17 protein-coding genes are annotated in these 17,211 nt (G+C 49.6%); 4 read left to right on the top strand and 13 right to left on the bottom strand.

Annotated elements, in window-relative coordinates:
* Nucleotides 1-132: 132 nt before the first annotated feature.
* Nucleotides 133-981 carry a BglG family transcription antiterminator LicT gene (gene licT / locus P40081_RS10470; protein WP_042135285.1) on the bottom strand — a complete coding sequence of 283 codons (849 nt, stop codon included), beginning with the start codon at nucleotides 979-981 and terminating at the stop codon, nucleotides 133-135.
* A gap of 236 nt (nucleotides 982-1,217) precedes the next feature.
* Between licT and P40081_RS10465 the strand changes: the two genes are divergently transcribed.
* Entirely contained in the window at nucleotides 1,218-1,466 is a 249-nt protein-coding gene (locus tag P40081_RS10465) for a DUF7667 family protein (RefSeq protein ID WP_039300213.1), read from the top strand.
* Between the two features lie 73 nt (nucleotides 1,467-1,539).
* On the opposite strand, the gene P40081_RS10460 is transcribed toward P40081_RS10465, so the two are convergent.
* The 9 genes from P40081_RS10460 to P40081_RS10420 all read right to left on the bottom strand — a co-directional run bounded on the left by P40081_RS10460 (nucleotide 1,540) and on the right by P40081_RS10420 (nucleotide 13,113).
* Nucleotides 1,540-3,408 carry an ABC transporter ATP-binding protein gene (locus P40081_RS10460; protein WP_081969908.1) on the bottom strand — a complete coding sequence of 623 codons (1,869 nt, stop codon included), beginning with the start codon at nucleotides 3,406-3,408 and terminating at the stop codon, nucleotides 1,540-1,542.
* Complete coding sequence (locus P40081_RS10455; RefSeq protein ID WP_039300219.1) at nucleotides 3,405-5,174, bottom strand: ABC transporter ATP-binding protein; 1,770 nt, start codon at nucleotides 5,172-5,174, stop codon at nucleotides 3,405-3,407. The genes P40081_RS10460 and P40081_RS10455 overlap by 4 nt, the downstream gene beginning before the upstream one ends.
* A 762-nt stretch (nucleotides 5,175-5,936) precedes the next feature.
* Nucleotides 5,937-6,485, bottom strand: coding sequence for a dihydrofolate reductase family protein (locus P40081_RS10450; protein WP_042135283.1), 549 nt, complete (start codon nucleotides 6,483-6,485; stop codon nucleotides 5,937-5,939).
* A gap of 185 nt (nucleotides 6,486-6,670) precedes the next feature.
* On the bottom strand, nucleotides 6,671-8,068 hold the full coding sequence (gene sufB / locus P40081_RS10445) for a Fe-S cluster assembly protein SufB (protein WP_042135281.1): 1,398 nt from the start codon (nucleotides 8,066-8,068) through the stop codon (nucleotides 6,671-6,673).
* Nucleotides 8,069-8,087: 19 nt separating this feature from the next.
* Entirely contained in the window at nucleotides 8,088-8,525 is a 438-nt protein-coding gene (sufU, locus tag P40081_RS10440; protein WP_042135279.1) for a Fe-S cluster assembly sulfur transfer protein SufU, read from the bottom strand.
* A complete protein-coding gene (locus P40081_RS10435; protein WP_042135277.1) occupies nucleotides 8,512-9,738 on the bottom strand; it encodes a cysteine desulfurase in 1,227 nt (408 codons plus the stop codon). The genes sufU and P40081_RS10435 overlap by 14 nt, the downstream gene beginning before the upstream one ends.
* A complete protein-coding gene (sufD, locus tag P40081_RS10430; protein ID WP_042135275.1) occupies nucleotides 9,735-11,036 on the bottom strand; it encodes a Fe-S cluster assembly protein SufD in 1,302 nt (433 codons plus the stop codon). The genes P40081_RS10435 and sufD overlap by 4 nt, the downstream gene beginning before the upstream one ends.
* 25 nt (nucleotides 11,037-11,061) lie before the next feature.
* Nucleotides 11,062-11,844, bottom strand: coding sequence for a Fe-S cluster assembly ATPase SufC (sufC, locus tag P40081_RS10425; RefSeq protein ID WP_042135273.1), 783 nt, complete (start codon nucleotides 11,842-11,844; stop codon nucleotides 11,062-11,064).
* A gap of 228 nt (nucleotides 11,845-12,072) precedes the next feature.
* Nucleotides 12,073-13,113, bottom strand: a complete 1,041-nt coding sequence (locus tag P40081_RS10420; RefSeq protein ID WP_042135270.1) for a nitroreductase family protein — start codon at nucleotides 13,111-13,113, stop codon at nucleotides 12,073-12,075.
* Between the two features lie 210 nt (nucleotides 13,114-13,323).
* On the opposite strand from P40081_RS10420, the gene P40081_RS10415 reads away from it, so the two are divergent.
* A complete protein-coding gene (locus P40081_RS10415; RefSeq protein WP_042135268.1) occupies nucleotides 13,324-13,827 on the top strand; it encodes a MarR family transcriptional regulator in 504 nt (167 codons plus the stop codon).
* Nucleotides 13,828-14,346: 519 nt separating this feature from the next.
* Here the strand turns inward: P40081_RS10415 and P40081_RS10410 are convergent.
* Together P40081_RS10410 and P40081_RS10405 are read right to left on the bottom strand one after the other, a co-directional pair.
* Nucleotides 14,347-14,808 carry a Dps family protein gene (locus P40081_RS10410; RefSeq protein WP_039307503.1) on the bottom strand — a complete coding sequence of 154 codons (462 nt, stop codon included), beginning with the start codon at nucleotides 14,806-14,808 and terminating at the stop codon, nucleotides 14,347-14,349.
* A gap of 296 nt (nucleotides 14,809-15,104) precedes the next feature.
* A complete protein-coding gene (locus P40081_RS10405; protein WP_039307501.1) occupies nucleotides 15,105-15,407 on the bottom strand; it encodes a YunC family protein in 303 nt (100 codons plus the stop codon).
* A 215-nt stretch (nucleotides 15,408-15,622) separates the two neighbouring features.
* Here P40081_RS10405 and P40081_RS10400 point away from each other — a divergent pair, with 215 nt between their 5' ends.
* Nucleotides 15,623-16,147, top strand: a complete 525-nt coding sequence (locus P40081_RS10400) for a hypothetical protein (protein WP_042135266.1) — start codon at nucleotides 15,623-15,625, stop codon at nucleotides 16,145-16,147.
* Between the two features lie 51 nt (nucleotides 16,148-16,198).
* Here the strand turns inward: P40081_RS10400 and P40081_RS10395 are convergent, their stop codons facing one another.
* Nucleotides 16,199-16,576, bottom strand: a complete 378-nt coding sequence (locus P40081_RS10395) for a DUF423 domain-containing protein (RefSeq protein WP_039307497.1) — start codon at nucleotides 16,574-16,576, stop codon at nucleotides 16,199-16,201.
* Between the two features lie 164 nt (nucleotides 16,577-16,740).
* Between P40081_RS10395 and P40081_RS10390 the strand changes: the two genes are divergently transcribed.
* Nucleotides 16,741-17,202: a hypothetical protein gene (locus tag P40081_RS10390; RefSeq protein WP_052421758.1), complete on the top strand. Its 462-nt coding sequence runs from the start codon at nucleotides 16,741-16,743 to the stop codon at nucleotides 17,200-17,202.
* Nucleotides 17,203-17,211 lie beyond the last annotated feature (9 nt).

The raw sequence follows: 17,211 nt of genomic DNA, 5'->3' as shown, positions 1-17,211 counted from the left end.
AAAAACCTGAACTCAGGGCAAAAGGGCGTCAAAAAACGCTAGTTTTGCCGTCAGTTCAGGTTTTGCCTGCATTACCAGTTACACCCTGTAAGATGGAAAATATGAAGTTAGAGGGTTCGCTTAGGGAATGTGTTATTCCAGACTGTTACGGTCCGTCACCCGCTGGATGTGAATGGTCAGATAGACATATTCATCCTTGCTTAAGCTCTGGCCATGGGATTTCTCCAGATACTCATTGATCTTGCTTGCACATTCGAAGGCCTTGACATAAGTCTGCCTCACCTGGTTATACAGAAACTCCTCGCCGCTGTTATTGGTCTCCTTCTTCAGGATCCGCATGGAGAAATACTGCAGATGCGTCAGGAACCGCGAGTAATTCAGCGAAGTCTCATCAAGCACCAGCTTGTAGTGATAGGTAACAATATTCAGAATATTCTGCACGATTTCCGTCATCTTGACGGTTGATCTCATCTCATTGCCGCCATCCATTCTGGCATTCACCAGATGCAAGGCAATAAAACCGGCTTCATCTTCACCAAGCGCTAGGCCCGTTGCCTGCTCGATAATCTTAAGGGCATCCAGCCCGATTTCATATTCCTTCTTATAAAAGCGTTTGATTTCGAACAGCATCGCGTTCTTCAGCATGATTCCCTTATCGAAACGCTGCAGCGCAAAATGAATGTGGTCCGTCAGCGTCAGGTACAGGTTATCACTCAGCTCTGTGCCCAGCACCCCGTTCGCATACATCACGATCTCATTGGCCAGCTCCAGATGCACCACTGGAATATCATTCAGCAGCTCCGTCAGCCGTGCCGTGAATTCGTTCTCATTGAGCAGGAAAATCTTGTCCACCTTAGCCGGATCCACATAATCCCCTGCCACCTTGTTGAAGGAAATCCCTCTGCCCATGACAATGACTTCCTTGCCTTTCTGATTCTTGGTCAGAAGTACATTGTTGTTCAGTACCTTCTCGATAATCATCTCTATCTCACCTCCCGCCATATAGTTTGTACAAAAAAAGCCTAAGTTGATCCCAATATCATTAAGAAAATGATACTCGCATCAGCTTAGGCATTGCCCGCGTTACCGGTCACAATCCTGTATTACTGTTATTGTAGCATAAAAAAAAGCGATTTCAAGAACTTTATTTTCCCCGGTTTGAATCCCGGCCTCCAAGGCTAGGCTGATAGCAAAAGATCATTTGGAGGAGATAACCTATGCTTGCAGTTCATCAGCGCCTTGCGGAGCTGTATACTCTTAGTCTGAAGCGGCCGCTGGCCGCAGCGGAACGTGACGAGCAGCAGCACTGCCTTCATGTCAACACGGTGTACTGCTGGGAAATGGCCCGGCTGAATAATGAAGCCATGCTGGCGGCACATACGAAAGACTCTCAGTGGCAGCAGGAGATCAGTGCACAGATGCTGGAGGTCCGGGTAACCGGCAGAGCCGCCAAGCGGCAAGGGTGAATTTCTATAAAAATAACAGTAGCCCTCCCTGCTAATTAAAGTGTGCCGGGGAGGGCTTCTGTCTGTCATTCTGCTATAAGAAGCGGAACTGCGCTTCAATTAAACCGTTATAAATGCCGTCACGCTCGGTAAGCTCGGCGTGATTGCCTTCTTCCTTGATCTCGCCATGATCCAGCACCACAATCTTATCCGCATGGCGGATGGTGGAGAGCCGGTGGGCTACGATGAAGGAGGTCCGGCCCTGAAGCAGCAGCTTCAGCGCTTCCTGGATCTTGATCTCCGTCTCCGTATCGATACTGGCTGTCGCTTCATCCAGAATCAGAATCCGCGGATCGGCGAGCAGCGCCCGGGCGAAGGACAGCAGCTGGCGCTGGCCCATGGACAGTGCGCTGCCGCGCTCTTCAACTTCGGTCTCATAGCCGCCCGGCAGCTTCATAATGAAGTCATGCGCGTCCACTGCCTTGGCAACTTCTTCAATCTCCTCATTTGTAGCATCCAGCCGTCCAAACCGGATATTGTCCCTTATCGTTCCTGAGAAGATGAAGGTATCCTGGAGCACGATCCCGATCTGTTCCCGCAGACTCTGCAGGGTTACATCACGGATATCTCTGCCGTCGATCGTGATGTCGCCGCTCTTGATATCATAGAACCGGCCGATGAGGTTGATGATCGTGCTTTTACCGGAGCCGGTATGGCCGACAAGGGCAATCGATTGGCCGGCTTTCACATCGAGATCAATGCCTTTGAGCGCGGCGCGGCCTTTTTCATATTCAAATACGACCTTGTTAAAGTGAATGTCCCCCTGAATCTTGGACAGCGGCGTTGCACCCGGCTTATCCTGAACCGCAGGCTGCTCATCGAGATACTCGAAGATCCGCTCCGAGGAAGCCATGGCCACCAGCAGCTGATTGTACATCTGGCCGAGGCGGTTAATCGGGTCCCAGAAGTTACTGACATACGTACTGAAGGCCACCAGGAAACCAACGGTAAGCTCACCGGACTGGATCAGATAAGCCCCGAACCAGAAGAGGATCATCGTTCCGAAGCCGCCGGTGACTTCAATAATCGGACCGAACGCCTGGTTCATTGCCGAAGCCTTGTTCCAGGATTTCCGGCTGTCCATGTTCATGGCATCGAAATAATGCATATTTTCTTCTTCCTGAGTGTAGGCCTGGGTCACGCGAATCCCCTGAATCGACTCATTCAGATGGGAGTTGATCCGGGAATTCTTCATCCGCACATCCTGCCAGGCGATCCGGATCCGCTGCCGCAGCTTGGTGGAGATCAGGAACATAACCGGTACAGTAATCATTACCGCAAGTCCCAGCTTCCAGTTGATCAGCAGCAGAATGACCATAATGCCGACCAGCTGGACGCAGTCGATCATCAGGTTGACGACCCCGTTCGTGAACAAATCCTGCAGCGAGTTGATATCATTCGTCACCCGCACCAGTACTGATCCGGCCGGTCTTTTGTCGAAGAAGTTGAAGGAGAGCTTCTGAATATGGCGGAACAGATCCGAGCGCAGATCATAGATGACCCGTTGCCCGATCACATTCGTATACTTAATCCGGTACACACCGGCGATCCATTGAATCAGATATAGCACAATAACACTGGCTGTCAGCGTGTATAGCAGCGTAAGACTTGAGTTGCCGTCCTCGGGAGCAATCGCCTTATCGATCGCCATACTCGTCAGGAACGGAACCGTCAGCTTCGTCACTGTACCCAGAATCATCATTACCGCGACGAGCGGCAGCATCTGCCTGGCATACGGCTTCATATAGCCGAACAGGCGGGTGAACTGCTTCCAGTCAAAAGCCTTGTCAATCACGTCATCATCCTTGTAGACGAAACGCTCCTCCAAAGTCTGTTCCTCTGCCTTGCTGTTATCCTTCTCTAATGCCGCACTTGCGGTCTGCTTGGATGTCTCAAGATTCATGCCGGATCACCTGCCCCTAGTTCATTATCCCTGGCCAAATAATCGGCATATTGAATCCGGTATACATCCTGGTAAGGTCCCGGAACCTCAATCAGTTCCTTATGCGTTCCTTGCTGCACCATCTTCCCTTCATTCATAACTATAATCTGGTCGGCATGGCGCAGTGAGGAGATCCGGTGGGCAATGATCAAGGTTGTACGTCCGCGCATAACCTCCTGGAATCCTGCCTGAATCTCATGCTCCGTCTCCATGTCGACCGCGCTGGTCGCATCATCCAGAATGAGAATCCGCGGGTTCTTCAGCAGCGCACGGGCAATGGCAATCCGCTGCTTTTGTCCGCCGGAGAGGCCCATCCCGCGTTCACCTACCACAGTATCATAGCCCTCCGGCATCTCCATAATGAACTCATGCGCCTTCGCCAGCTCGGCGGCACGGATGATTTCATCCATGCTGACATTTTTGAGTCCATAGGAGATATTATTGCGGATCGAGGAGGAGAACAGGAACGTCTCCTGGAACACCGTCGAGATCTGTGCCCGCAGACTGCGGACCTGGAATTCACGGATATCCACCCCATCGAGCTTGATACTTCCTTGATTCACATCATAAGCGCGCATCATCAATTGGGTAATGGTGGATTTCCCGGAGCCGGTTCCTCCCAGGAATCCGATGACCGCACCTGGCTCAGCATGGAAGTGAATATCCTTGACTGCCGGCATCTTGTTCCCGTAAGCAAAAGTAACATGATCGAAATCCACTTCGCCTTTCACTTCGGACGGTACAAGCTCACTTGCATTCTCTTTATCCTTCACATCAATCTGCTGATTAAGGACTTGAAGCACGCGTTCTCCCGATGCCTTGGACTGGGTATAGTTGTTGATTTGGAAGCCAAGGCCCCATACCGGGCCGATAATATACCAGATCAGGCTGAAGAAAGCGACGAGTTCTCCGAGCGACATATGCTTGTTAATGACCAGTGTACCGCCAACCCCCAGCAATATCGCTACACTGACCGAAGCGAGCAGCTCCATCACAGGGAAGAATTTACTCCATAGTTCGGCGGCAAAAATCTGATTATCCTTATAACGTTCATTACGGTGTGAGAACTTCTCAACTTCGTAAGCCTCTCTGGCAAACGATTTGACTGTTCTCACCCCGGTGACATTCTCCTGTACAGCCGTTGTCAGGGAGCTTAACGCCAGACGCATCTCCTGAAAGGCCGGGTGAATCTTGGATTCGAATCTGAGTGCAACTACAGCCAGGAACGGCATAGTGATCAGAGTAACCAGCGTAAGCTGCCAGTTGATTGTGAACATCATGATGGAACCGAACAAAACCATGAAAAACACATTCAGCAATTGGGCAAATCCGAAGCCGATGAACATCCGGATCGCTTCCAAATCCCCGGTCAGCCGGGACATCAGGTCACCTGTCTTCGCCGTATCATAGTAACGGAAGGACAGGAATTGCAGCTTCTCATAGCAGGCATTGCGCAGCCGGTAGGCCAGAAAATTCCCCAGCCGTCCACCGAAGAAGCCATGGGCAAATTGCAGGCAGGCCTTAACAATAATTACAGCAAGCACACTAAGAGCGAGTACGGGCACCTCAGTAAACTTTAGGGGAACAATAACATCATCAATCAATCTCCTTAACAAATTGGGGGTAATAAGCCCCACTGCAGTTGCGGCCGCCAAACATATAATCGACAGAATCAAATAGTGCAGTTTCTCCCGATAAAAGCCCCGCAGTTGCCTGAGAACATCCATATCTCTCCTCCTTAAAGCTTTACGAAGTAAAGCTACTTCGTAAGCATGGTCTTAGCTTTACGAAGTATAACCCGCTTCGTAAGCATGGTCTTAGTCCCAAACCTCACATCTTAAGCCACCTTTTTATGCGCTTTCAATTTAGGGACTTTAAGCAGTTTATCACCCATGATTTAATGCGGCAAAGGGGAGAAATGAGCATTTTCCTTGTTTTTTCGGAAAAAACAGGGCTTAAGCAGGTAGAAAAGACCTCCCATAGCTTTAATTCCTCCTATTTCCTCGTAAATACTGCTCAATTAAGATATAGCAAGATTCAACCCTGCGAAACTGCTTTTTGGCCGTCCGTTAAAAGGAATATTATGTATTAATATTTCAAAGGCGTCGCTGTAAGCCTTTAACGGCCCCCTTCCTGCCTGAGGCGGACTGACATTCCGCTAATCGGGCAAATCAGGAGAATTCGCCTGTCACCCGGACTCACATTCCTTTATTTGATCGCGCGCCCCTCCTTTCAGGCGCGAAAATACAATATAACGGAATCTCAGTCCGTTTCAGCGACAATATGGGTCATTTTGAACAAATAAGCGCTTCTCTGTCCACTTCATCGTGACTACACACAGAATCATCGTGTCTACACACAAAAAAACACAAGCAGCAGAGCATAACAGCTATGCTCCGGTGCTTGCGCTAATTCGCTAAGTCTATCCGCTAACCCTATTAGTAAAACTTATTCAAAATCTCTTTACGCCATTTGCCTGAACATTAATCCTAATCCTTAACCGGCTTGTAGCTGGCAACAACCACACCCGGGGAGAATCTCAGGGTATCTGTCAAGTGCAGTCCCTGCTCCTTAAGTCCTTCACCGAATAGCCGTTTGCCGCTGCCAAGCAGCACCGGGAATACCATCAGGCGGAATTCATCCACAAGACCCAGGCTGATCAGGCTCTGGACCAGCGTACAGCTGCCGAATACCAGAATATCTCGGCCCGGCTGCTGCTTAAGCTTATTAATCTCCTCCAGCAGGTTGTCCTTAATGAGACTTGAATTGTTCCAGGTGACTTCGGAGAGCGTTGTGGAGACGACATGTTTGGCATAACCGTTCATCATCTCGCCGTATTCCCCGGTCTGCTCCAGCATATTGGGCCAGGCAGCAGCAAATGCCTCATACGTCACACGGCCCAGCAGCAGAGCATCGGCATCCTTCAATTCACCGAACTTGTATTTCTCCTGTTCTTCACCACCATAGGCGAAAGTCCACTGCGGATTCTCCATTACTCCATCCAGCGTCATAAACTCTGATACGACCAATTTTCTCATCGGGGCCTCCTTAAGACCGGAAAGATATAACTTACACGGTTGCTCCTGTGTCCACTACATTATTTCACATTGTATAATTCCCCATACCACATAAAAATGCCCACAGATCTTAGACAATATTGCGTCAAGAATCTGTGGGCACGTACTGGATATTGCGTGGTTATAATCGAAGATCGAAGCTCCTGTTAACCGATGGAGCCTTCCATCTCGAATTTAATCAATCTGTTCATCTCTACCGCGTATTCCATCGGCAGCTCTTTGGTGAACGGTTCGATGAAGCCCATAACGATCATTTGCGTAGCTTCAGCTTCAGTCAGGCCGCGGCTCTGGAGATAGAACAGCTGCTCTTCAGAGACCTTGGATACTGTAGCTTCATGCTCAAGCACAATGTTATCATTCATGATCTCATTGTAAGGAATCGTGTCCGAGGTGGACTCGTTATCCAGAATAAGCGTATCACATTTGATATTGGATTTCGCGCCTTCTGCCTGACGGCCGAAGGAAGCGAGTCCGCGGTAAGTCACCTTGCCGCCGTGCTTGCTGATCGACTTGGAGACGATCGTGGACGTGGTATCAGGTGCCAGATGAATCATCTTGGCGCCGGCATCCTGATGCTGGTTCTTACCCGCAACCGCAATGGACAATACGGAACCTTTGGCTCCACGGCCCTTAAGCACGACTGCCGGATATTTCATCGTCAGCTTGGAACCGATGTTGCCGTCAACCCATTCCATTGTCGCATTCTCTTCAGCAACCGCACGTTTGGTTACCAGGTTGTAGATATTCGGTGCCCAGTTCTGAATGGTTGTGTAACGCACACGCGCATTCTTCATGCACAGGATTTCAACGACTGCACTATGCAGGGAGTTGGTGCTATAGATCGGAGCCGTACAGCCCTCAACATAATGCACGAAGCTGTCTTCATCTGCGAGAATCAGGGTCCGCTCGAATTGTCCCATGTTCTCGGAGTTGATACGGAAGTACGCCTGCAAAGGCACTTCACATTTCACACCCTTCGGAACATAGATGAAGCTGCCGCCGGACCACACTGCACTGTTAAGTGCGGCGAACTTGTTATCTGCCGGAGGAATGATGGTACCGAAGAACTTCTTGAACAGCTCAGGGTGATCACGAAGTGCAGAATCCGTATCTGTGAAGATTACACCTTGATCCTCAAGGTTCTTCTGCATGCTGTGGTATACAACCTCAGATTCATACTGTGCCGAGACACCGGCAAGGAATTTCTGCTCCGCTTCGGGAATACCCAGCTTATCGAAGGTTTCCTTGATCTCGGAAGGCACTTCTTCCCACGTCTTACCCTGCTTCTCCGAAGGTCTTACATAATATTGAATGTCCTCGAAATCCAGATCGTCCAGATTGCCGCCCCACTTAGGCATCGGCATCTTGCGGAACTGCTCCAGGGATTTCAGACGGAAATTAAGCATCCATTCCGGTTCATTCTTAATTGCGGAGATTTCCCGGACAATTTCTTCCGTGAGTCCTTTACCAGACTGAAATATCGATTTGTGCTCATCACGGAATCCATACTGGTACTCTTCCATATCAGGCGCTTTCTTAGCCATGGTGTCAGCCTCCTTGTTTCTAATGTTGTGGGTGATTCTCTTCCGTATCTATGCCTTTGCGTAGCGCGTTCCAGGCCAGTGTGGCACATTTGATCCGCGCCGGAAATTTATTAACACCGGACAGGGCTTCAATATCTTCGTAGTCTCCGAAATCTGCTTCTTCACCCTTCATCAGAGAGGAGAAGCTGTCCGCCAGTTCAAGCGCATGCGCTACAGTCTGACCTTTGACCGCTTCCGTCATCATCGAAGCCGACGACATGCTGATTGAACAGCCTTCGCCGCTATAACGGGCGTCCTTGACGACGCCGTCCTCTACCTTAAGCTGAAGCGTAATGCGGTCGCCGCAGGTAGGGTTGTTCAGCTCAATCTTGAGTGCATCATCTTCGAATGAACCACGGTTCCGGGGATTTTTGTAATGATCCATAATTACGCGTCTATATAAGTCATCCAAGTTCATAGGCGAAATACTCCTTTGCCTTGATTAAGCCTTGAACCAGCGAATCTACATCCTGTTCCGTATTATACAGGTAGAAGCTGGCCCGGGCTGTAGAGCTGACCTCCAGCCAGCGCATCAGCGGCTGGCAGCAATGATGTCCGGCGCGGACAGCAATGCCCTCTGCATCCAGCACCGTAGCTACGTCATGCGGATGGACATCGCCAAGATTGAAGGTTACTACTCCTACCTGGCGGTTCCGTGGGCCGTAGATCGTCAGATCACTGATCTCTGACAGCCGCTCCTCCGCATACGCCGCAAGCTGCATCTCATGGCGGTGAATATTATCCAGTCCAACCTCCTGCAGGAAATCAATTGCTGCTCCCAGTCCAACGGCACCCGCAATAATCGGTGTCCCGCCTTCGAACTTCCAGGGCAGCTCTTTCCAGGTCGATTCGTACAGGCCTACATCATCAATCATCTCGCCGCCGAACTCGACAGGCTCCATGGCCTCCAGCAGTGCCTTCTTACCGTACAAAGCGCCAATTCCGGTAGGGGCGAGCATCTTGTGACCGGACAGTGCATAGAAGTCACAGTCCAGATCCTGCATATCCACCTTCATATGCGGTGTGCTCTGTGCTCCGTCCACCACGATTACAGCACCGTTGCGGTGAGCAATTGCTGCAAGCTCTTTGATAGGATGGGTAATCCCCATAACATTGGATACATACGCGATAGCTACGATCTTGGTCTGAGCCGTAATCGTCTTCTCGGCATCCTCCAGTGTCACTGTACCATCCTTCTGCAAAGGAAGGAATTTCAGGGTTGCCCCTGTCTTCTTGGCCAGCTGCTGCCAGGGAATGAAATTGCTGTGATGCTCCATCTGGGTAATTACGATCTCATCGCCCTCTTGCAGGACGGAAGGTCCATAAGATGAAGCTACAATATTAAGTGCACTTGTAGTACCGCGTGTGAAAATAATTTCCTTGGTGCTGCGGGCATTAATGAACTTAGCCAGCTTCTCGCGGGCGCCTTCGTAAGCATCGGTTGCCCGGCTGCCCAGTGTGTGCACCCCGCGGTGAACATTGGCGTTATCCCATTCATAATAAGACTTGACCGCCTCAATGACCTGGCGCGGCTTCTGTGAAGTTGCCGCGCTGTCCAGATACACCAGCGGGTGTCCGTTAATATTCTGATTTAAGATGGGAAATTGCTCCCGAACTCCGCTGCTAATCATTGGCCTAACTTCCTTTCCACAAGAGATTGGAGCTGATTGCGCAGTCCCTCCAGTGGAATTTGCGACACAACAGGAGCCAGGAAGCCGTATATGATCAGTGTTTCTGCGTCATGCCGCGTAATTCCCCGGGACATCAGGTAATAGACTTGCTCGTAATTGACCTGTCCTACGGAAGCGGCATGGCCTGCAGTTACATCATCTTCATCTATAAGGAGGATCGGGTTGGCGTCGCCGCGTGCTTTGGGACTCAGCATCAGAACCTTCTCGGTCTGCTGTCCGTCCGCTCTTGTCGCACCTTTCTCGATTTTCGTAATTCCGTTAATAATGGAAGTGGCCGAATCCCGCATCACTGCGCGGGTAACCATATCACTCGGAGTGTTTCTGCCAAAATGCTGAGCCTGCGTAGTGTAGCTCAGCTTCTGCGAACCGGTACCTACAGCAATTACTTTGGCATCCGAGCTTGAGCCGTTACCCTTCAGCACAGACTTGGTGTCGCTGGCGGTATCGCCATAGTTCATCTCACCGATGATCCATTCGATCGTTCCGTCATTCTCCACTACCGCACGGCGGTAGGTAACATCCGTGGTGTCCTGCCCAAGCTGATGCACCGTGGCATAGCGTACTGTGGCACCTGCGCCTACAAATACCTCAACGGCCCCATTATGCAGACCCGCTTCGGACTTATCTGATACATAGTTATCCACGTAGGTTAATGAACTATTACTATCGGCAACAATCAGAATATGCGGAACAAATGCAGCCTCGGCATCATCCGTTAACAGCACCGCCTGCAGCGGGGTTTCGATGATGACATTCTTCGGAACATAGAGGAATACCCCGCCGTTCCACAGCGCTGCATGCAGTGCGGCGATGGAATGCTCTTCAGGCAATACTGCCTTATGCAGATAACGCTGCACCAGATCTCCATGCTCTCTGACTGCTGTCTGCAGATCGGTGAATATCACGCCTTGCGCAGCCAGCTCAGGAGCCAGACGGGCATATACGGCTCCCGAATTGCGCTGAATGATCAGGCTGCCTTCCTCCTGATCCTTAATCAGAGCGGCAATTGAAGCAGGTGCTTCGCCAAGAGATGTGAAAGTTTGGCTTGCCTTGTACTCTCCGTAGTTGTTAATGTTCCAGCGGTCAATCCGTGTCTTCTCCAGCTTCGGCAGGGCAAGCTCAGCGGCAAGCTCCAGTGCCTTCAAGCGGCTGTCCTTCAGCCAGCCCGGTTCGCCGCTGCTCTGCGATAATTCGCTGAGCTTCAGGGCATCCACGGGAAGAATGGTTTGCGTCGTCATAAGTGGTTTCCTCCTTCCAGCGTTTCTAAGCTTCTTGTCCTACAGTTTCATCTTCAATGCCGAGCTCTTCCTTAACCCATTCATAACCTTCTGCTTCCAGACGTTCTGCAAGCTCAGGGCCGCCGGATTTCACAATCCGTCCCTGCATCATGACATGTACATAATCAGGTTTGATGTAGTTAAGCAAACGCTGATAGTGAGTGATAACCAGGAATCCGCGTTCCGGACTGCGCATGGAGTTCACACCATCGGCAACAATTTTGAGTGCATCAATATCAAGGCCGGAGTCGATTTCGTCAAGAATGACGATCTTAGGGTCCAGCATCATCATTTGGAGAATTTCATTACGTTTCTTCTCACCGCCGGAGAAGCCTTCGTTCAGGTAGCGGTGCAGGAATTCAGGATTCATATCCAGTTCCTTCATCTTAGCTTCCATCAGCCGGATGAAACGGATCAGGGAAATCTCACTGCCCTCTTCACGACGGGAATTAATTGCACTGCGCAGGAAGTCGGAATTGGTTACCCCGCTGATCTCGCTCGGATACTGCATAGCCAGGAACAGGCCCGCACGGGCGCGTTCATCAACCGCCATCTCCAGCAGATCTTCACCTTCAAGCACAGCTGTGCCTTCTGTAACCACATACTTCGGATGACCCATCAGGGCTGAGGCCAAAGTACTTTTACCAGTACCGTTCGGTCCCATGATGGCGTGAATTTCTCCGCCTTTCATTTGAAGGTTGATCCCCTTCAGAATTTCTTTTCCTTCAATCGTCGCTTTCAGTCCCTCAATGACAAAATCTGCTGCCATAATTATTATTCCCTCCATTGATCGATTTGCGAAATCAGAAAGTTGTATTGTCACAGGATTTCCCTGATTACAAGCAATTAGATTTTATATCACATTGTAATTATTATAAATTGAATCAGGTTGATTATCAATGATTCTCACTAATTTTATTACAAAGGTCCGATTTTTACAAATACCGACTTATAATTTTATTACTCTGTCGCCTGTATCTACAGCTAATAATAGTGATTATTGCCCGGGACCGCTCCCCCTGCTGTACTGTTCGACAACCACTGGAGCAGACACGGAATTAGAGACTCTCTTGTCTCCCCCCAGTTCAAGCACAGCAACAATCCGTTCCCGGTGGCGAATTCCGAATGACCTGCACTGCTCCGTGTCATAAATCCATTCCGGAATCAGGCGACGCAGGTTCCATGGTTCGGACTTGGCCAGCAGCTGAAAGTTCTGGATCAGACAGCACACCGCCGCATAATCCTCTTCCTGCCGGTGAAGATCCGATTCCTCCGTGGCCACGACCATAAGGAATGGTGTTGAAGCTTCCTCTCCAGAGGATCGCAGTTTCCGGGCAGCTTGACCACCCGTTACAAAGATAAAACGCCAGGGTTCTCTCATTCCGTCATTAGGCGCCCATACGGCCTCGTTGAGCAGTTTCAGGACGTCTTGCGGAGAAACAGGGTTGATATCCGGATGGAATCTGTCTTCCTCACCTATTATACTCCAACTCTCCTCTGCCGGGGTTCTTTTCCGGGCCCTCGGCGTCTTATCAAAGTATCCGATTTCCAGCATCCCGGCGAACCGTTCTCCTTCCTTCAAGCCCATTTTCTCAAAAAATGACCCGCTGCAAAACATGGAATCCGTGTACCACAGCATTCCTAGCCCTTGTTCCCAGCCCAGCAGCTGAACATTCTGCATAATGCTGCAGACGGCGGCGTAATTTTCGTCGCGCTGCCGCTGCGTTTCGGCGGATTCAGCGATGAAAATGATGTGGGCGGGAGTAGCAGTGATTTGTTTTTTTAGAAATCCGGTCATCCTGGCAGGAAGGAGTTTTCCCAGATGACTATCCTTCACCTTGGCAATCATGCTCTCAGCCAGCTCTTCACGTGACTCCGGTGTGCCGAAATAAAGACAGCGCCAATGCGGCGTCCCCTCAGCTTCGTACAGGCTTGCCGCCTCATTCAGCAAAGCAACGATCACTTCTTGTTCGACCGGCCTTGCGCTGAATTTCCGGATCGTCCGCCGTTCTCTTATCGCTTGAGACAAATTCTCCATCCTTATCCTCCCCGGAAAATTGTTAACATTCAACAATTTTAAATTGTTTACCAGTAAACTATATTTCGCAATATTAGAGCTGTCAATCTAATTATTAGAAAATAGACTGAGCTTTAATAGCTAAACAGCGAAATCACACGTTAGTTTACAAGTGAATAATTTCGGGGTAGGATAAAGATAATTTTGCATAACAGGGAGATGCCCAGCCTTATGAACTCATCCGAAGGACTTAAGCGGCTGCTGTATGGCCGATTACTCCACTTAACGCATCTAAACGAACAGCTTTTTGCATCCGAGCTCGATGCTTTCGCTGATCTTACCCGCCAGTACGGGCTGACTTTCACTTCAAACTCTTTGACGAGCATTCATGTCATTGATTGCATCGGCAACCACGAGCCCATAAACAGCACCTCGATTGCGGAAAAAATGAAATTGTCCAAGGCAAGCATTACAAAAATCAGCGGCAAGCTTCTACAGGAAGGCTGTATTAAGCGCAGCCGGATGAATGACAACAAGAAAGAAGTTTATTTCAGCCTTACGCCCAAAGGCAGGCAGCTCTTCATCGTTCACGCCGAGATGCATGAAAGCCTTGAGCAGAGCTTTATTCAGGGTTTGAACACCTTCTCGGAGGCGGAACTGCAGGCTTCACTGAAATTTATCCAAACGGTGATTAGTCATAGTGACACAATGATTAATAATGACGAGAGCTCCTAGTCAGTATAAGGCTTGCTTAAGATTTGAGCTTGAAGCTTAGCCGTCACTGCGGTGAACATTTGGAGCTCCTTAAACAGCATCTGATCTAAACTAATAATAACTAATTTTGTAAATCGCTTGCTGATGGTTTGCTTGCAGTGACCCTATTCCGGTATATGCGTATGCTTAGTTGTACTTTGTACAACTAAAACGTCTGATTTCCAGCCAATTATCCGTTTAGTTGTATTTCGTACAATTAAACTGCCTTTGGACCTTGGTTCTCACCCATTCGGGCAGATTTAGTTGTACAGAATACAGTTATAAGATACGGGCAGCCCTTTTCGCTGTTTTTAATAGCACAATATACAACTATTACTGAATTTCCACTTGGAACTGAATACATTCATTGCTGCAATATTAAATGAACTCTCTTCTTTAGTTCGTAGCATAAACAAAGCCTCCCGCATGGTATTATCCCAGGGGAGGCTTTGTTTATACTTTTGTCTCAAACTTACACAGCAAGGATTAACCAGCTATCACTCAGCCCAGGAAAGAGCGCAGCATCCATTGGTTCTTCTCAAGATCAGTGCGGATCTTGATGAACAGGTCGGCAGTCGGCTGATCGCTGACTTCTTCCGCCAGTTCGATGCCTTCAGTCAATTCTTCCGCTACTGTAGCGAAATCTTCGATGAGTGCCTGTACCATTCCCCGTGCATCTTCCTTGCCGGTTGCTTCCTGAATAGTGGCAATTTCCAAATATTCTTTCATCGTCGCTGCAGGACTGCCTTTGATACTCAGAAGGCGCTCGGCAACCTCGTCCATTTTGAGCGTGATATCATCGTACAGTTCTTCAAACTTCACATGCAGGGCAAAGAACTGCTCACCTTTCACATACCAGTGATAGTTATGCACTTTCACATATAGAACGTTGAGGTTAGCTACCTGACGGTTAAGTACTTGTTCCAATGAAGCGGTATTTACTTTGTTTGATGCTTTAGCCATGAGTTGATCCCTTCCTTATCCATATATTTTGCCGGCTGCTTGTCCATCATCCGGCTATGCAGTAGTCTATTCTCCATTTACCCTTCTGCCCGCAGGGCGAAACAAAGGAGGACACGGGACAAGCAGCTTTTTCCCCGCCGCGTCCTGCCGCTTCCGGTCCTAACCCGTAGGATGAGCCAAGAGTCCTTGCCTTATGCTCCGGGACATGTGAAACAACCGGAATTATTATTATTCTTATCCTCAGACAAAAGGAGGGCCGCCGGCCCCCCTGCTGAACACTAATCCAGTCTGCTGTCCTACACCATCAGAAGCAGGGCTTCCGCCCCAGTCATTCCCGGAACGATGCCAAGCTTCTCCGCCTCTATTGTAACGGATTCCAGCGGGGCAGCCAGCAGCTGCGGCAATGTGCGCACCCCTACTGCCCGTGCAGCAATAATCTGCCGGTCACTCAGCGTATTATTGAGCAGTCCTATATCCAGCGCCCCGCACATGATATATCCCCGGCTTGTGCTGATGCTGAGCAGCGTAGTTTTGGGCAGCTTCACTTCAACCCCGACCAGGACATAATCGCCCACCTGTACAGGCTCCAATGTTACCATTTGCAGCACCTCCTATTATCACGTTCCACGATCTAAGTTATGCGTCCTGCTACAACGGCGTGTGGACGATGGTCCTAGTTCCTTTATAAATTAGAGGGGTCATAAGTCCTTAATTCTCTGCCGGAGGGTATATAAATTTTGCTTGTTTAATGGTATAGTTTATATACTTTATAAATACTTAATGAATCGTGTTAAACGATAAAGCTGGGGGATTAATGGACAAGAAACTACAACACACCGACGGCAACTATCTCTTCAATGTTGACATCCTGATTAATGCCCGTACTAACCCGCTTGCACTGCAATACTTACTTGAAATGTTGAACAACAGCGATAAAATCACAGATTTCAACATTAACTCCGGTCTGGAGCTTGGAAGAACTATAGACACTCTGCTGCGCTCGGCAAAGCTGGCTCTAAAAAACGAATCTTACACTCCAACGCCGGTTTCAGTGAAATTGCCAGAGAAGCCTGCGGACAAGCCCGCCGAAAGACCTCCCGTCAAGAAACCGCCTGTTGTGACACCGGCGGAAACGCCGGCAGACGTGTTCGGCAAGATCAGGCAATATATTCAGAATAACCAGCTGGTCCGGCTGAGAGCGAACCGGCACGGGAAGCAGGTATCAATGCCCTGCCGTATTCTGAACTTTGATGAAGGCGCTAACTCGCTAAGCGTGTACCATGTTGACGAGAAGCAGGTGTACACTTTCAATCTCAATGAAATCGACGAATTCCTGTAAGCAAGCCCAAACAAGCACCCGCCCGGGATCCCGGGAACGGGTGCTTGTTTGTTAGTCCTTACGCGAGAAAGCCTCCACGGCAAAGCATATCCAGCCGGCAAGGAAGCATACGCCGCCGATGGGTGTAATGGCTCCAAGAATTTTGATCCCGGAGGTGCTGAGGATATACAGGCTGCCGGAGAACAGAATAATTCCCGCCCCAATCAGCCGGCCTGCCCAGGCAAGCCGGGCACTCTCTCCCCACTGGCCTGCTGCCAGGCCGATAAGAATCAGAGCCAGTGCGTGAACCATATGATACTGGACACCGGTCTCGTACACTTTCAGGTACTCTTCACTGATCACAGCCTTCAGCATATGTGCGCCGAACGCTCCGATTCCCACGGACAGCATAGCCAGCACAGCTCCCCAGGCTACCAATCTTCGTTGCATGGATATACAGCTCCTTTGTCTCTTGAACTCCTCCTATCTTAACGTATCCGCATGGCTGATTTCCAGCAGCAGGATTTACGGATAATTCTGCCGTAATACTTGCTTTTAGAGCCATCTTATGGAAAAGTGGTACTATCAATCTTTTATCCCAAGGAGTGCAGCCCATGGACCATAATCCTCCACCCAAACCGGAAACCGTACCATCCCGGCCCGCAGAATGGGGCTCATCAGAACAGCCAATACATGCTGATCCAGCATACGTGTATCAGGAGAACAAACGCGACTTCAAGCACTCAGGTCCCGGCATCGCTTCTTTTGTCATCGCTCTGTTTACTCTGGTATGTTATGCAATTGCGTTTGTGTATGTCGGTGCACAGGCTTCCTCCATCATGAATGAGAATAATAAGCTGATTGCCGATTCAGCGGAAGCGATTATGTATTTGGGCTTATCCGTGCTCATCCTGGCTGCTGTTAATGTGATTGGAGCTGTCACCGGCATTGTCGGGCTTACACTCCGCAGACGCCGTAAGGTATTCGCAGTCCTCGGGACCATCATTAACGCCGTTATCCTGCTGGTGTTCATGCTGCTGATTTCCATGGTTCTGGTGAATGCAGGCGCTGCCTAGGCAGGCGTA

The organism is Paenibacillus sp. FSL P4-0081 (genome assembly GCF_000758565.1).
Classification (GTDB): Bacteria; Bacillota; Bacilli; order Paenibacillales; family Paenibacillaceae; genus Paenibacillus_AQ; species Paenibacillus_AQ phytohabitans.
The sequence above is the reverse complement of the archived record's forward strand: the minus strand, read 5'-3'. Positions and strand labels throughout refer to the sequence as shown.

Bases quoted from the DNA above. Each gene is read 5' to 3' on its own strand.
- P40081_RS10395 (WP_039307497.1), bottom strand. From the start codon at position 16,576: ATGCAACGAAGATTGGTAGCCTGGGGAGCTGTGCTGGCTATGCTGTCC.
- P40081_RS10460 (WP_081969908.1), bottom strand. From the start codon at position 3,408: ATGAATCTTGAGACATCCAAGCAGACCGCAAGTGCGGCATTAGAGAAG.
- licT (WP_042135285.1), bottom strand. From the start codon at position 981: ATGATTATCGAGAAGGTACTGAACAACAATGTACTTCTGACCAAGAAT.
- sufB (WP_042135281.1), bottom strand. From the start codon at position 8,068: ATGGCTAAGAAAGCGCCTGATATGGAAGAGTACCAGTATGGATTCCGT.
- P40081_RS10450 (WP_042135283.1), bottom strand. From the start codon at position 6,485: ATGAGAAAATTGGTCGTATCAGAGTTTATGACGCTGGATGGAGTAATG.
- P40081_RS10455 (WP_039300219.1), bottom strand. From the start codon at position 5,174: ATGGATGTTCTCAGGCAACTGCGGGGCTTTTATCGGGAGAAACTGCAC.
- P40081_RS10390 (WP_052421758.1), top strand. From the start codon at position 16,741: ATGGACCATAATCCTCCACCCAAACCGGAAACCGTACCATCCCGGCCC.
- P40081_RS10435 (WP_042135277.1), bottom strand. From the start codon at position 9,738: ATGATTAGCAGCGGAGTTCGGGAGCAATTTCCCATCTTAAATCAGAAT.
- P40081_RS10415 (WP_042135268.1), top strand. From the start codon at position 13,324: ATGAACTCATCCGAAGGACTTAAGCGGCTGCTGTATGGCCGATTACTC.
- P40081_RS10420 (WP_042135270.1), bottom strand. From the start codon at position 13,113: ATGGAGAATTTGTCTCAAGCGATAAGAGAACGGCGGACGATCCGGAAA.
- P40081_RS10405 (WP_039307501.1), bottom strand. From the start codon at position 15,407: ATGGTAACATTGGAGCCTGTACAGGTGGGCGATTATGTCCTGGTCGGG.
- sufD (WP_042135275.1), bottom strand. From the start codon at position 11,036: ATGACGACGCAAACCATTCTTCCCGTGGATGCCCTGAAGCTCAGCGAA.
- sufC (WP_042135273.1), bottom strand. From the start codon at position 11,844: ATGGCAGCAGATTTTGTCATTGAGGGACTGAAAGCGACGATTGAAGGA.
- sufU (WP_042135279.1), bottom strand. From the start codon at position 8,525: ATGAACTTGGATGACTTATATAGACGCGTAATTATGGATCATTACAAA.
- P40081_RS10410 (WP_039307503.1), bottom strand. From the start codon at position 14,808: ATGGCTAAAGCATCAAACAAAGTAAATACCGCTTCATTGGAACAAGTA.
- P40081_RS10465 (WP_039300213.1), top strand. From the start codon at position 1,218: ATGCTTGCAGTTCATCAGCGCCTTGCGGAGCTGTATACTCTTAGTCTG.
- P40081_RS10400 (WP_042135266.1), top strand. From the start codon at position 15,623: ATGGACAAGAAACTACAACACACCGACGGCAACTATCTCTTCAATGTT.